Origin of the sequence: Arthrobacter sp. UKPF54-2, assembly GCF_007858535.1 — a bacterium.
Classification (GTDB): domain Bacteria; phylum Actinomycetota; class Actinomycetes; order Actinomycetales; family Micrococcaceae; genus Arthrobacter.
Genome location: NZ_CP040174.1, coordinates 2,808,369 through 2,822,864, shown reverse-complemented (window position 1 = coordinate 2,822,864; position 14,496 = coordinate 2,808,369). Strand labels below are relative to the sequence as shown.

Genomic DNA, 14,496 nt, shown 5'->3' with positions numbered 1-14,496 from the left:
GGGGAGAAACGCAAAGGGCCGGCGCCCGCCTCGCGGCGGGCTCCGGCCCTTGGGGGTGATTCTATGCGGCTAGGCCAGCAGCGACGGCTTGAGCTGCTGCAGACGGCCCAGCAGGCCGTTGATGAACTGCGGCGACTCGTCCGTCGAGAGCGTCTTGGCCAGCGCCACGGCCTCGCTGACGGCGACACCGTCGGGGACGTCGTCGTTGTAAAGCAGTTCCCAGGTGCCGATCCGCAGGATGATGCGGTCCACCGAGGGCATCCGCTCCAGCGACCATCCCTGCGAGTAGGTTTCGAGGAACTCGTCGATGGCGCTCTGGTGGGACACAACACCCTCGACGATTTCCAGGGTGTACGGGTTGATGATCTGGTCCGTCTGTTCACGACGGGAACGCAGCACATCGAATGCCGAGGTGGAGCGCTGCTCCGCCTCGAAGAGAACATCCAGGGCCCGGTTGCGGGCCTTACCGCGTGCGCTCACTAGTCGTTGACCCGGCCAAGGTAGCTGCCGTCGCGGGTGTCGACCTTGACCTTGGTGTTGTTCTCGACGAACAGCGGCACCTGGATCTCGTAGCCGGTCTCGAGCGTGGCGGGCTTGGTGCCGGCCGAGGAGCGGTCGCCCTGCAGGCCCGGCTCGGTGTAGGTGATTTCCAGCACGACGCTCGGCGGCAGTTCGATGTACAGCGGGTTGCCCTCGTGGATGGCGATGTTCACCATCTGGTTCTCGAGCATGAAGTTGGTGGCGTCGCCGACGGTGGCGGCGGGCACGGTGAGCTGGTCGAAGTCCGAGGTGTCCATGAACACGAAGTCGGCGCCGTCCTGGTACAGGTACTGGTAGTCGCGGCGGTCCACGGTGGCGGTCTCGATCTTGAGGCCGGCGTTGAAGGTCTTGTCGACGACCTTGCCGGACATCACGTTGCGCATCTTGGTCCGCACAAAGGCGCCACCCTTGCCGGGCTTGACGTGCTGGAACTCGATGATGTTCCAGAGCTGGCCCTCAAGCTTCAGCACGGTTCCGTTCTTGATGTCGTTAGTCGTTGCCACAGTATCCTCAGGTTTCCTCGTGGACTGGTTCTAGCTGCCAGCCGCTTATGCCAGGCAGGCGAGCCGAAAAGGGCCTGCCAGCGCGTATTTATCAAAAATCCAAGAACCATTCTACCGGTTTTGCGCGGCCGCTGCCGGACGGGCCGTCAGCAGGCCAGGTCGAGCACGTCCCGGGCCCGCTGCAGCGCAACCGTGGAGGAGTAGATCAGCGACGCGTCCGCGGCGCCCGCCACGCGCAGGTCCAACGCCCGGGCGAAGGATTCGACGGCGGCGGCGATGTTGCCAGCGGCGAAGTGGGAACGGCCCAGGTGCTGCCGGACGGCGGCCTCTTCCGGGGTGCCCTGCGCCTCGGCGAGGAGCTGGCGGTAGAGTTCGACGGCGCGGTCGAAGCGGTGCGATACCCGCAGGACCTCGGCCTCGAACATCCGCAGCCGGAAGGAGTCCGGGTCCTTGTACCGGGCTTCGGCCAGCAGCTCGGCGGCCTCGCCCGGGTGGCCCTCCACAAGGCGCACGAAGATCCGGTCGGTGGGGTCGGTGGAGGAAGCCAGCGCCGCGGCGCAGGCTTCCTCGTTGACGAGCTGCGGCATCAGGGTTTCCGGATTGATCCGGATGCCGGGGAACCCGCCGTCGGGCCACTCGCTGGTGCCGGCGCTGTCGCTGACCATCAGGACGCGATTTCCTGGTAGGCGGCAAACAGCAGCGAGGTGTCCGGAACGTCCAGGATGCCGGGGCGTCCAACGCCGTCGAGCACCACAAAACGCAGCAGGTCGCCGCGGGACTTCTTGTCCCGCCGCATGCCGTCCAACAGCGCCTGCCAGCGGTCGCGGCGGTAGCTGATGGGCAGGCCGAGGCTTTCGAGGATGTCCCGGTGCCGGTCGGCGTCGGCGTCGCTGAGCCGGCCGACGCTGCGGGCCAGTTCGGCGGCGAACATCATGCCCACCGAGACGGCGGCGCCGTGGCGCCAGGAGTAGCGTTCGGCGAGTTCGATCGCGTGGCCCAGGGTGTGGCCGTAGTTGAGGATTTCCCGCTGACCCGTTTCCTTCAGGTCTTCGGAGACCACGCGGGCTTTGACCGTGATGGCGCGTTCGATCAGTTCGCGCAGGATGTCCGAGCGGGGGTCGGTGACGGCGGCCGGGTCCTTCTCGATCAGTTCGAGGATGGCGGGGTCCGCGATGAAGCCGCACTTGATGACCTCGGCCATGCCGGAGATGATCTCGTTCTTCGGCAGGGTGTCCAGGGTGTCCAGGTCGGCGAGGACACCAGCCGGCGGGTGGAAGACGCCTACGAGGTTTTTGCCCTCAGCGGTGTTGATGCCGGTCTTGCCGCCGACGGCCGCGTCCACCATGCCGAGCAGGCTCGTGGGCATGTGGATGACCTTGACGCCGCGCAGCCAGGTCGCCGCGACGAACCCGGCGAGGTCGGTGACCGCTCCCCCGCCGACGGCGACGATCGCGTCCGAGCGGGTGAAGTCGTTCTGGCCGAGCACCTGCCAGCAGAACGAGGCCACCTCAATGTGCTTGCCCTCCTCGGCGTCCGGGATTTCCGCCGTCAGCGCGGTGAAGCCGGCGGTGGCCAGCTCCTCGCGGACGGCGTCGCCGGTCAGCCGCAGCGCGCGCGGGTGGATGACCAGGACGCGCTTGACGCGTTCGCCCAGCAAGCCGGGCAGGGCGGCCAGCAGCCCGCGGCCGACGACGACGTCGTAGTTCTCCCCTGGGGCCTGGCCGGTGACTTTGATGACGGTTGATTCGTTGCTCACTTTTCAACTTCCTTTGTCGCTGCTGGGGCGGGGGCCGCCGCGGTGAGTGTGGCGGCCAGCTGCTCCAGCGCATCTTCAAGCCGGTGTGCCAGGTCCGTGACGGAACCGCTCCGGACGTCGAGAACCAGGTCGGCGAGCCGTTCGTAGACCGGCTGCCGGGTGGCGAACAGCGTCCGCCAGCGTTCCATCGCATCGCCGGCCAGGAGCGGGCGCCCGGAGTTCCGGGCGATCCGTTCCGAGACAGTGTCGGCGTCGCATTCGAGGTAGACGACCGTGCAGCCAGCCAGCAGTTGCTGGGTACCCGAGTCCAGCACCGCGCCGCCGCCGAGGGAGATGATGGTGGGGGTGGCTGCGGTGTTGCTGCCGGCGGCACTGCTGCCGGCAGCGTCCTCGATCGCTTGCGCCACCGCCCGCGCCTCAAGTTCGCGGAAGGCGCACTCCCCCCGGCTGGCGAAAATCTCGGCAATGGTGCCGTGCTGGGCGACGACCTCGGCGTCGGTGTCCACGAAGCGGGCGCCGAGGTGCTGGGCCAGCTGCTGGCCGATCGCGGACTTGCCGACCGCCATCGGGCCGATCAGGACGACCGGTCGGCGCGGGGGCGTGCGCAGGTTTTCTGGCGCCGGCACTAGTGCCCGATCGAGTCCAGGGACGCCGGAATGTTGTCCAGGTAACCCTTGATATTGCGGGCGGTCTCCTGCACGGAGTCGCCGCCGAACTTTTCCGTAACCGCCTCGGCGAGGACCAGGGCCACCATGGCTTCGGCCACAACGCCCGCGGCCGGAACCGCACACACGTCCGAGCGCTGGTGGTGCGCCTTGGCGGCCTCCCCGGTGCTGACGTCCACGGTCCGCAGCGCCCGCGGCACGGTCGCAATGGGCTTCATGGCCGCCCGGACGCGGAGCACGTCGCCGATGCTCATGCCGCCCTCGATGCCGCCGGCGCGGTTGGAGGTCCGGATGATGCGGCCGTCCGTGTCCTTGACGATCTCGTCGTGGGCGGCGGAACCGCGGCGCGCGGCGGTGAGGAACCCGTCGCCGACCTCCACGCCCTTGATGGCCTGGATGCCCATCAGGGCAGCGGCCAGGCGCGAGTCGAGGCGGCGGTCCCAGTGGACGTAGCTGCCCAGTCCCGGCGGCAGTCCGTAGGCGAGGACTTCGACGACGCCGCCAAGCGTTTCGCCTTCCTTGTGCGCCGCGTCCACTTCGGCGACCATGGCGTCGGACGTCTCACGGTCGAAGCAGCGCAGCGGGTCGGCGTCGAGGGCCAGCACGTTGTCCGGCGCCGGCAACGGCCGGCCCTCCGGGACGGAGACGCTGGCGATGGAGACCGTGTGCGAGACGAGTTTGATGCCGAGCTGTTCGAGGAAGGCGGCGGCGACGGCACCCAGGGCTACGCGGGTGGCGGTTTCGCGGGCGCTGGCGCGTTCCAGGACGGGGCGGGCCTCGTCGAAGCCGTACTTCTGCATGCCGGTGAAGTCGGCGTGGCCGGGCCGGGGCCGGGTGAGGGGTGCGTTGCGGGCCTGGTCGGCGAGGACCTCGGGGTCCACCGGGTCGGCAGACATGATCTGTTCCCACTTGGGCCATTCGGTGTTGCCGACCTGGATGGCGACGGGGCCGCCCTGGGTCAGTCCGTGGCGCACGCCGCCGAGGACGGTTACGACGTCCTGTTCGAACTTCATCCGGGCGCCGCGGCCGTAGCCGAGCCGCCGGCGGGCCAGCGCTTCGACGATCCGGTCGCTGCTGAGCTCAACACCGGCGGGGACGCCTTCGATAATTCCGACCAGGGCCGGACCATGGGATTCTCCGGCAGTCAACCAACGCAACATACGATCCATCCTGCCATGCATGGCCCTCAGAACACCCGTCGAGGCACCCCGACTGCGTCACACATCACATCTATGACCTCGGCCGGGACGGGTCCGCCGAGGCCGGTGAAGAGCCGTACCTGCTCAACCGCCTGGTAGAGCAGCATCTCGAGGCCCGGCACCACTTTCCCGCCCGCGGCGGTCCAGGCCGCGGCGATCCGGCTGGGCCAGGGATCGTAGGCGACATCCAGCAGCACCCCGCTTTCCACGCCTTGCAGCCGGGTGAGTTCTTCCGCCACGGGGTCCGCGGCGCGCGGCGGCAGTGTGGAGACGACGACGTCGGCGGCCGCCAGCGCTGCCGCCGCACCGGCGAGCGGCAGTACCTGCAGTTCCAGTCCGACGGCGGCGGCCGCGGCCCTGGCCTCCGTGGCGCGGCCGGTGTCCCGGACGAAGATTGTCGCGGACGGTGCCCCGAGTTCCTTGAGGGCGGCCACGGCGGCGGCGGCGGTTCCGCCGCCGCCGAGGATGGCGGCGGAGGGCTTCGGGGCAACGCCGGCGTAGCGCAGGGCGTTCACGATGCCCGCGACGTCGGTGTTGTAGCCGATGAGCCGGGCGCGGGCGTTGCCCGTCGCGTCCGCGGTTTCTAAGGCCACGGTGTTGATGACCCCCAGTTGCCGGGCCACGCCGCGGACCTCGTCCACCTCGGCGGCCATGGCACCCTTGAGCGGCATCGTCACGGACAGCCCGCGCCAGCGCCCGTCCGCGCGCACCCCGGCCATAAAGGCCGGGAGCGCGTCGATGGTGACGTCGATGGCCTCATAGTCCAGGCCGGCGCCGAGTTGGCTGTAGGCGGCGCGGTGCAGGACCGGGGACTTCGAGTGGCCGATGGGATGGCCGAGGACGGCAGCCCGCAGCGTCACACGCAGCGTCCGGGGTTAGCCTCGCACCAGGCGTTGTACTTGGCCACGTAGCCGTTGTGCTCCGCCAGGGTCTTGGAGAACTTCGTCTCCTTGGTGTCCAGGTTGATGGTCACCCAGTAGAGGTAATCGTTGGTCTTGGGCTTGGCGGCGGCATCGATAGCCGTCTTGCCCGGCGAACCGATCGGGCCGGCCGGCAGGCCGGTGTTGGCGTACGTGTTGTACGGGTTGGACTTGTCGGCCTTCTGCGCCTCGTCGATGTGGAAGCTCCGGATACCCAGCCCGTAGGTCACCGTGGCGTCGGACTGGATCAGGCCGTTCGTCTCAGTGTTGTTGGGCTTGAGCCGGTTGTAGATCGCGCCGGCCACATCACCGTACTCGGCCTGGCCGCCTTCGGCCTGCACGATACTCGCGACGGTGACGGCGTCGTACTGCTTGTTGGGATCGGTGACCCCCTGGGACTTCAGCTCATCGAGCGTGCTGCCGACGAGCTTCGCCAGCACGTCCTTGGCGCTGGTCCCGACCGGGAACCGGTATTCGCCGGGGAACAGGAAGCCTTCGAGGTTCTTGGCCTTGGCCGGAACGCCGAATTGGGCCGGGGAATCACTAAGCGCCTTCAGTTCCGTCACGGAAACCCCGGTGCCCTGGGAGATGGCCTGGAGCGACTCGTTCAGGCGCATGCCGGCGCTCAGTGCGAAGTACATGACCTTGCCCTGGTCCTTGTTCAGCAGCGCGGCCACGGCGTCCGAGTTGCTCATTTCCTTGCGCATGGTGAAGGTGCCCGGGCTCAGCGCTCCGCCGGAGGCGGCGAACTGCTTGAGGAAGGAGTCCGGGTTCGCGATGACCTGCTTGGATTGCAGGTCGGTGGCGACGGACTTGGGGCCGGCGCCGGGCGGCACGGTGATGGTCACTTCGCCGGTGCCCGGACCCGGGTAGTCGGCCACGGTGTCGCCGCCGAGCAGGGGTTTGATGAACTGGGCCCCGACGACGATCGCGACCACAAAGACGGTCAGCGTCAGGACAAGGGCGAGGAAGCGGCGGCGCCGGCGGACCTTCTTGGACGGGCCCTTGGCGGTGGGGATGGACGCGGCTCCGGCCATCAGCGTGTGGCCGGCTCCGTCGTCGTACGCATGATGGCCTTCATCGTCAGGGTGAGTCGCGTAACCCGGGGCGTAGTCGGCCTCGTGGTGGGAGTCGTAGCCGTACTGCAGCTCGTCGGCGCGGCGCAGGGTCTCTTCGCGGGACATGCCCCCGGAGTACTCGTGCACGGGCGCCTCAACGGCCTCGTAGGCCGGTTCCTCGTGCAGGGGCTCTTCAACGGCCTCGTAGGCCGGCTCCTCGTGCACGGGCGCGGGATCCTGGTCGACCCGCTGGTGAACCGGCTCCTCGTGCACGGGCTCGTCGTGAACCGGCTCCTCGTGCAAGGGCTCGTGGACCGTCGGCGAGGCATCGGGCAATTCCGGTGCAGCGGCGGGTTCGCGCGGGGCCTCGGGGGCCGCGGCTGAAGCTGGCGTCGCGTCGGGCGTCTCGCGCCCGGTCTCGAAGGCCTGGGGCGGGATGACGTCGTGACCCTGGGTGGCCAGGGACTTTTCCTGCGCCCTGATTTCCTTGCGCGTCAGCGGACGGCCGGCGCCGCTGTTGGCAACACCAGAGGAGTCGTCATGGTTGACCGGGCTCACTGTAGCCTTCCGTTTTGTGCAGAATGCGTTGTGCAGAATGCATGTGTACTGCCGGGGCGGCGTTGTCGCCGCCTCCGGTCGGCCCCGGAGGGAGGTCCGCGCTGACGCGGTTGCCTACATCCGTTCCCCTGGCCTTTTGCATATCGATCGCATGCTGCAGAATACCTGCTGCCGCAACCTGATCCACTACTTTACGGTGGTCCCTGCTGCTCATGCCAGCTTGGTGCAGGTCCCGGTGGGCTGAAACCGTGCTCAGCCGCTCGTCGACCAGCCTCACCGGCACGCCGGATCCGACCTCCAATAATGTACTGACCAGTAGCTTGGCATACTCGGTGGCCATTCTCGCGGAAGCGTGTTCTTCGCCCTTCATGGTGCGCGGCAGGCCGACAAAGATCTCCACCGCCTCGAGTTCCACCGCGAGCTTCGCGAGGAGCCGCACGTCGGTGTTCTTCTTCACGTTCCGGGCCAGCGTCCGCAGGGGCGTCGCGAGGATACCGTCACGGTCGCAGACCGCGACGCCTACCCGCACGGTGCCCACGTCTACCCCGAGTTTCACGCCCTGGGGGTAGGCGCCGGGCACCGCGGAGTCAGTCATTCGTGGCCTAGCGCTTGGTGATGGCGTCCACGACGGCGGTGAGTGCCGCGCCGACCTTGGACGCGTCCGTGCCGCCGCCCTGGGCAACGTCGTCCTTGCCGCCGCCGCCACCGCCAAGGATGCCGGCCGCGAGGCGTACCAGCGCACCGGCTTTGACCCCGGCGGCCCGGGCGGCCTCGTTGGTGGCGACCAGGATGACCGGGCGGTCGTTGCTGACACCGGCGACCGCGATGGCGGCCGGTTCGGAGCCGAGGCGGGTCCGCAGGTCCAGGGCCAGGCCGCGGAGGTCGTCGGCGCCGCTGACGGCGCCGGCGTCGTGGGCAATGACCTTGACGCCGGCGGCGTCCTTGGCGGTGCCCACCAGCGCGGCGGCGGCGGCGGTGAGCTGCTCCTTGCGCAGCCGCTCCAGTTCCTTCTCGGCAGCCTTGAGCTTCGCCAGGGTGCCGGCGATGCGCTCAGTGAGCAGGCCGGAGGGAACCTTCAGCATTTCGGTGAGTTCGGTCACGAGGGCACGCTCGGCGGCCAGGTGGCGGAACGCGTCCATGCCAACGAACGCCTCCACGCGGCGGTTTCCTGACCCGACCGACTGTTCGCCGAGCAGCGCCAGGCTGCCGATCAGGGAGGTGTTGGACACGTGGGTGCCGCCGCAGAGTTCGCGGGACCAGGCGCCGTCGATCTCCACGACCCGGACCTCGTTTCCGTAATTCTCACCAAACAGGGCCATGGCGCCCAGGGCCTTGGCCTCGGCGAGGCCCATCACCTTGGTTTCCACCTGGAAGTTATTGCGGATGGCGATGTTGGAGACTTCCTCGATTTCGGAGCGGGTGGCGGCGCTGAGGCCCTCACCCCAGGCGAAGTCGAAGCGCAGGTAGCCGGCCTTGTTGAAGGAGCCGCGCTGCAGGGCCTCCGGGCCGAGGATCTGGTGCAGGGCCGCGTGCACAATGTGCGTGCCGGTGTGGGCCTGTTCGGCGGCGTGCCGGCGTTCCCGGTCCACGGCGGCCGTAACCAGCGCGTCGGCGCCGATTTCGCCTTCGCGGACAATGGCCTTGTGCACGCTCAGGCCCTTGATGGGCCGCTGCACGTCCAGGACCTCGACGACGAAGCCGTCGCCGGTGATCAGGCCGGTGTCGGCGGCCTGCCCGCCGGCCTCGGCGTAGAAGGGGGTCTCGGCGAGGACGAGTTCGATTTCCTCGCCGGTGGACGCCTGGGAGACCTTCCGGCCGCCGGCCAGGATGCCGCGGACCTTGGACTCGCCGGCGAGCTCGGTGTAGCCGGTGAAGACCGTCTCTCCGGCGGAGAGCAGCTCCTGGAAGGCGCTGAGGTCCGCGTGGGCGCCCTTCTTGCCCTTGGCGTCGGCCTGGGCGCGCTGGCGCTGTTCGAGCATCAGCTTGCGGAACTCGGGCTCATCAACCTTGAGCCCGGCTTCCTCGGCCATTTCGAGGGTCAGGTCGATCGGGAAACCGTAGGTGTCGTGCAGCGCAAAGGCGTCGGCGCCGGAGAGCGGCTGGCCGGCCGCGCGGGATTCCTTCACGGCGTCTTCGAGCCGGGCGGTGCCGGAGGCGATGGTGCGCAGGAACGCCTTTTCTTCGGCGTAGGCGATCCGGCTGATCCGGTCGAAGTCGGTCTCCACGATGGGGTAGACACCCTTCATGGCGTCCCGGGAGGCGGGCAGCAGCTCGGGCAGGCAGGCTTTTTCGACTCCCAGCAGGCGCATGGAGCGCACGGCGCGGCGGATCAGACGGCGCAGCACGTAGCCGCGGCCCTCGTTGGAGGGAGTGACGCCGTCGGCGATCAGCATCAGGGCCGAGCGGATGTGGTCGGCCACAACGCGCATCCGTACGTCGTCGGTGTGGTGCGGGTCCTCGGGCGTCTCGGCGGAGGTGTATTCCTTGCCCGAGAGCGCGGCGGCCTTGTCGATCACCGGGCGGACCTGGTCGGTCTCGTACATGTTCTCGACGCCCTGCAGGATCATGGCGAGGCGTTCCATGCCGAGGCCGGTATCGATGTTCTTCTTCGGCAGTTCACCGGTGATGTCGAAGTCCACCTTGGAGCGGACATTGTCGATCTGGTACTGCATGAACACGAGGTTCCAGATTTCGATGTACCGGGTCTCGTCGGCCAGCGGGCCGCCCTCGATGCCGTACGCGGGGCCGCGGTCGTAGTAGATCTCCGAGCAGGGTCCGGCGGGGCCCGGCTGGCCGGTGGACCAGTAGTTGTCCGCCTTGCCCATCCGCTGGATCCGCTCGGCCGGCACGCCGGTGTTCTTCAGCCAGAGTTCCTTGGCCTCGTCGTCCTCTTCGTAGACGGTGACCCAGAGGCGCTCGGGCGGCAGGCCGTAGCCGCCGTCGTCGACGCCGGTGGTGAGCAGTTCCCAGGCGAACTTGATGGCGTCTTCCTTGAAGTAGTCGCCGAACGAGAAGTTGCCGCACATCTGGAAGAAGGTGCCATGCCGGGCGGTTTTGCCGACTTCCTCGATGTCGCCGGTGCGGATGCACTTCTGCACGCTGGTGGCCCGCAGGTACGGTGCTTCCTCACGCGCGGTCAGGTAGGGGATGAACGGGACCATGCCGGCCACCGTGAACAGCAGGGACGGGTCGCTGGAGACCAGGGAGGCGGAGGGAACCGCCGTGTGGCCCTTGCTGACGAAAAAGTCGATCCAGCGCTTGGTGATCTCCTGCGACTTCATAACCTGGTTTCTTACCCTTCAATATTCACTGCGTCGTTTGTTCCGGGCTGCTTGTGGGCCAGCGGTACAGACGGCCGAGGTGGCGGCGAACGCCATGCTGCCGGTCTTCCGGAAATAGTTTGGTGTGCCGGTCTGGTTCCGGCAGGCGCCCAGGGGGCGCCGTTGCTTCTCATTGTCTCCCGGCTAGCGCCGGATCGCATCCCGGCCGGGGGCGGAAGCTGCTTCGGCGCCGTCGACTCCCAGCGCGGTGCGCAACTCGGTTTCACGCTCGCGCATGCCGACGCGGACGGCGTCGGCGAAGTCGTAGACGCTGTCGGTGAGCCGGCCGACGGCGCGGTTCAGGCCCTCGGGGCCGAGCGTGGTCTGCGCTTCGGTGAGCTTGCGGAAAGCGATAACACCGATCGCGACGCCGATGCCCATCCAGATGATTCTGTTCATGTCAGCTCCTGTCAGGGGTTCAGCGGCTGCGGCGGCCGGTGGCGGGCTTTTTGCGGGCTGAGAACGCGGAGCGTACGCCGTAGCTGAATGCGGCGACCTTGATCAGCGGTGAGCCGACGGTCGCGGCGACCAGCGAGGACAGCGCCGAAATGTTGGCCGAGGCGTCCGAGACGTTGGACGCGATGCCGTCGACTTTCTTCAGCTGCTGGTTGGTGGTGGAGACGGTGGCGGTGACTTCATCCATGAGCGGGGTGGCGCCGTCGCTGATCGAGCGGATGCTGCTGCGCACCTCGTCGAACACGCCCCCGAGCTTGAGGATCGGGACGGCGAGCAGCAGGACCAGCAGTGCAAACACTCCGGCCGCGATCAGGCCGGCAATATCGCCACCAGACATAGACGTTCATCTCCTTGAAACTACGTGGATTCCTGCATGGTCCTCCGGCCGCCGGGCGCGGCTAGCGGAGAACTCCCCCAAGTACCTTACATACAAAAAAGCCCGCGGCGCTTGCCACGGGCTTCTTTGTAAGGTGTCGCGCTGGATCTAGCGTGCGTAGAATTCCACGACGAGCTGCTCTTCGCAGGTCACGGGGATTTCGGAGCGCTTGGGGCGACGGACCAGGCGTGCCTGCAGGGCGTCGAGCTTGACGTCCAGGTAGGCCGGAACCATCGGAAGGACGTCGCGGTGCGCGCCGGCTGCTGCCACCTGGAACGGAGGCATGGTCTCGCTGCGGCTGTGGACGTGGACCAGCTGGCCCTCACCGACGCGGAAAGACGGGCGGTCAACGCGGATGCCGTCAACCAGGATGTGACGGTGCACAACCAGCTGGCGGGCCTGGGCGATGGTGCGGGCGAAGCCGGCACGCAGCACGAGGGCGTCGAGACGCATTTCGAGCAGTTCGATCAGGTTTTCACCGGTCAGGCCCTTGGTGCGGCGTGCTTCTTCGAAGGCACGGGTCATCTGGGCTTCGCGGATGCCGTACTGGGCGCGCAGACGCTGCTTTTCGCGCAGACGTACGGCGTAGTCGGAGTCCTGCTTCTTGCGGGCACGGCCATGCTCACCGGGGCCGTACGGGCGGCGCTCCATGTACTTGGCGGCCTTGGGGGTCAGAGCAATGCCGAGTGCACGCGAGAGGCGTGCGGTACGGCGAGCACGAGTGTTGTTAGCCACTTGTGTCCTTCCAATATCTGCGGTGTGTCAGTGTTACTGGCCTCCACGATGGAGAGCATCGGCCAACCGCTGCCTTTTGCTACTGGGCACAGGGCAAACCCATCACATCAGCAGGAACTGCCGAAAACTGGTGGATTGTGCGTCCGTGCCTTGCCAGACAACGATCCATCCTACCAGAGGATCACTTGCCCCGGATGATCTTCCGCAGCCGTTCCAGCCGGGTGGAGATGTCGCGTTCGGCGCCGTTGCCGGTGGGTTCATAGTAGTTCCGGCCCACCAGGTCATCCGGCGGGTACTGCTGGGTGGCGACGGCGTGCGGTGCGTCGTGAGCGTACTTGTAGCCCTTGCCGTGGCCCAACTGCTTGGACCCGGGGTAGTGGGCGTCGCGCAGGTGTGCGGGGATGCCGTTGCCCAGGCCGGCGCGGACGTCGGCGATCGCCTGGTTGATGCCCATGTAGGCGGCGTTGGACTTTGGCGCGGTTGCGAGGTGGACCACGGCCTCGGCCAGGATGATCCGGCCCTCGGGCATACCGATCAGCTGCACCGCCTGGGCCGCGGCCACTGCGGTCTGCAGCGCGGTGGGGTCGGCCATACCCACGTCCTCGGCGGCGGAGATCACGATGCGCCGGGCCACGAACCGGGGGTCCTCCCCCGCCTCCAGCATGCGGGCCAGGTAGTGCAGCGCGGCGTCGACGTCGGAGCCGCGGATGGACTTGATGAAGGCACTGGCGACGTCGTAGTGCTGGTCTCCGGCGCGGTCGTAGCGCACCGACGCAACGTCGAGGGCCCGCTCGGTGTGCTTGAGCTCGATCCTGACCGGGGTTTCCGCGGCGGCGCCGCCGGGCCCGTCGGCGTCGTCCGCGTCCCCGAACGCGACGCCGGCGGCGGCCTCCAGGGCCGTGAGCGCCCGGCGCGCGTCTCCGCCGGAGAGCCGGACCAGGTGGGCCATCGCCTCGCCGTCGAGCTCCACCTTGCCGCCCAGGCCGCGGGGGTCCGCCGCGGCGCGGAGCAGCAGCCCCTCGACGTCGGCGTCGGTCAGCGGCTTGAGGGTGAGCAGCAGGGACCGGGACAGCAGCGGCGAGACCACGGAGAACGAGGGGTTTTCCGTGGTGGCGGCGACAAGGACCACCCAGCGGTTCTCGACGCCGGGCAGCAGCGCGTCCTGCTGGGCCTTGTTAAAGCGGTGGATCTCGTCCAGGAACAGCACGGTGGTGGTCTTGTAGAGGTCCCGTGCGGTGAGGGCCTCGTCCATAACACGGCGGACGTCCTTGACCCCGGCGGTGATCGCGGAGAGTTCGACGAATTTGCGGCCCGGGCCCTTGGCGATCACGTGCGCCAGGGTGGTCTTACCGGTGCCCGGTGGTCCCCAGAGGATCAGCGAGCTGGGCCCGGCCGGGCCGGTGGCGTCGCTGCCGGCCGCGAGCTGGCGCAGCGGCGAGCCCTGGCCGAGGAGGTGCTGCTGGCCCACGACGTCGTCCAGGCTGCGCGGCCGCATCCGGACCGCGAGCGGACTGCGCGGCGCGGAGCGGGCGGGGGTGCCGGCCGGGGAGCCGGCGCCGGACTCTTCGGCGTCGCCGTCGTCGTGTGCGGACGCGTTGTCCTGCCCTGCGCCAAAGAGATCATCCACATAGATAGGCTACTTCTAGTTCCTGCCCGCCCCGACACGGCGGCAGCCCCGCCACCCTCACACCTGCCCCACAGAAGCGAGATCCACGCCATGGCCAGCCCCGACACCCGTATGGCGTTCGTCTCCGGCGGCCGGCTGCCCGGCTGGGTGGAACGGTTCGGCGCCAGCCACGGGCAACTGCGCGAGGTGCCGGACGACGGCGGCCTGCGGCTGCTGGCGGCCGACGGAACCGCCGCGCTGCTGCAGCCGCCGTGGCCCGAGGGCGGGCGGCCCGGCCGCGGCGAGGATGCCGTGGCACGGCTCGCGTCGCTGGCCGGGCAGCCGCGGCGGCTTGGCCTGGTCCTGGTGCGCCGCGGCGGGTACTCCGTGGCGGTGGTATCCGAGGGCCGGGTGCTCGCGTCCAAGACCGGAACCCGGCACGTGCAGTCCCGCACGGCAGCCGGCGGCTGGTCCCAGCAGCGCTTCGCCCGGCGCCGCGCGAACCAGGCCGACGCCCTGGTGGAGGCAGTCGCCGAACACGCGGCCCGGATCTTCGCGGACCACAGCGTCGAGTACCTCATTCCGGGCGGCGACCGGACCCTGGCCGAGCAGGTCCTCGCCGAACCCGTGCTGAAGGGCTATTCGGTGCTGGTGCGGCTGCCGTTCCTGGACGTCCCGGACCCGCGCGCGTCGGTGCTGAAGAAGGCCGCGGCCGACGCCTGCGCGGTCCGGATCGTGGTGACGGATCCGCCGTCGTAGGCATCGCTCCGCCCCCTCGCCCTGGAACCCTTCCCTTCCTGCACC

At 68.6% G+C, this 14,496-nt stretch carries 15 protein-coding genes; 1 reads left to right on the top strand and 14 read right to left on the bottom strand.

What is annotated here, in order from left to right; all coding sequences use genetic code 11:
• Positions 1 to 69: 69 nt before the first annotated feature.
• From nusB to E7Y32_RS12980, 14 genes are all read right to left on the bottom strand, one after another.
• A complete protein-coding gene (gene nusB, locus E7Y32_RS13045; protein WP_146337473.1) occupies positions 70 to 480 on the bottom strand; it encodes a transcription antitermination factor NusB in 411 nt (136 codons plus the stop codon).
• Positions 480 to 1,043 carry an elongation factor P gene (efp, locus tag E7Y32_RS13040; protein ID WP_056739180.1) on the bottom strand — a complete coding sequence of 188 codons (564 nt, stop codon included), beginning with the start codon at positions 1,041 to 1,043 and terminating at the stop codon, positions 480 to 482. The genes nusB and efp overlap by 1 nt, the downstream gene beginning before the upstream one ends.
• Positions 1,044 to 1,189: 146 nt before the next feature.
• Positions 1,190 to 1,708, bottom strand: coding sequence for a tetratricopeptide repeat protein (locus tag E7Y32_RS13035; protein ID WP_146337472.1), 519 nt, complete (start codon positions 1,706 to 1,708; stop codon positions 1,190 to 1,192).
• Positions 1,708 to 2,799, bottom strand: a complete 1,092-nt coding sequence (gene aroB, locus E7Y32_RS13030; RefSeq protein ID WP_146337471.1) for a 3-dehydroquinate synthase — start codon at positions 2,797 to 2,799, stop codon at positions 1,708 to 1,710. The genes E7Y32_RS13035 and aroB overlap by 1 nt, the downstream gene beginning before the upstream one ends.
• Entirely contained in the window at positions 2,796 to 3,365 is a 570-nt protein-coding gene (locus E7Y32_RS13025; RefSeq protein WP_146338660.1) for a shikimate kinase, read from the bottom strand. The genes aroB and E7Y32_RS13025 overlap by 4 nt, the downstream gene beginning before the upstream one ends.
• 59 nt (positions 3,366 to 3,424) lie before the next feature.
• Positions 3,425 to 4,624, bottom strand: a complete 1,200-nt coding sequence (aroC, locus tag E7Y32_RS13020; protein WP_146337470.1) for a chorismate synthase — start codon at positions 4,622 to 4,624, stop codon at positions 3,425 to 3,427.
• A gap of 26 nt (positions 4,625 to 4,650) precedes the next feature.
• Positions 4,651 to 5,523, bottom strand: a complete 873-nt coding sequence (locus E7Y32_RS13015; RefSeq protein WP_146337469.1) for a shikimate dehydrogenase — start codon at positions 5,521 to 5,523, stop codon at positions 4,651 to 4,653.
• Positions 5,520 to 7,199 (bottom strand): endolytic transglycosylase MltG, encoded by a 1,680-nt coding sequence (gene mltG / locus E7Y32_RS13010; protein ID WP_146337468.1) that lies wholly within the window; start codon positions 7,197 to 7,199, stop codon positions 5,520 to 5,522. Before mltG ends, E7Y32_RS13015 begins: the two co-directional genes overlap by 4 nt.
• Positions 7,180 to 7,794: a Holliday junction resolvase RuvX gene (ruvX, locus tag E7Y32_RS13005; RefSeq protein ID WP_146337467.1), complete on the bottom strand. Its 615-nt coding sequence runs from the start codon at positions 7,792 to 7,794 to the stop codon at positions 7,180 to 7,182. The genes mltG and ruvX overlap by 20 nt, the downstream gene beginning before the upstream one ends.
• Before the next feature lie 7 nt (positions 7,795 to 7,801).
• Complete coding sequence (gene alaS / locus E7Y32_RS13000; protein WP_146337466.1) at positions 7,802 to 10,480, bottom strand: alanine--tRNA ligase; 2,679 nt, start codon at positions 10,478 to 10,480, stop codon at positions 7,802 to 7,804.
• Positions 10,481 to 10,663: 183 nt separating this feature from the next.
• A complete protein-coding gene (locus tag E7Y32_RS12995; RefSeq protein ID WP_261382445.1) occupies positions 10,664 to 10,918 on the bottom strand; it encodes a hypothetical protein in 255 nt (84 codons plus the stop codon).
• A gap of 19 nt (positions 10,919 to 10,937) precedes the next feature.
• Positions 10,938 to 11,312: a DUF948 domain-containing protein gene (locus tag E7Y32_RS12990; RefSeq protein WP_138769223.1), complete on the bottom strand. Its 375-nt coding sequence runs from the start codon at positions 11,310 to 11,312 to the stop codon at positions 10,938 to 10,940.
• Positions 11,313 to 11,459: 147 nt separating this feature from the next.
• Complete coding sequence (gene rpsD / locus E7Y32_RS12985) at positions 11,460 to 12,086, bottom strand: 30S ribosomal protein S4 (RefSeq protein WP_091251848.1); 627 nt, start codon at positions 12,084 to 12,086, stop codon at positions 11,460 to 11,462.
• A gap of 181 nt (positions 12,087 to 12,267) precedes the next feature.
• Entirely contained in the window at positions 12,268 to 13,713 is a 1,446-nt protein-coding gene (locus tag E7Y32_RS12980) for a replication-associated recombination protein A (protein WP_146337465.1), read from the bottom strand.
• Between the two features lie 90 nt (positions 13,714 to 13,803).
• Between E7Y32_RS12980 and E7Y32_RS12975 the strand changes: the two genes are divergently transcribed.
• A complete protein-coding gene (locus E7Y32_RS12975; RefSeq protein WP_146337464.1) occupies positions 13,804 to 14,451 on the top strand; it encodes an acVLRF1 family peptidyl-tRNA hydrolase in 648 nt (215 codons plus the stop codon).
• Positions 14,452 to 14,496: the final 45 nt, after the last annotated feature.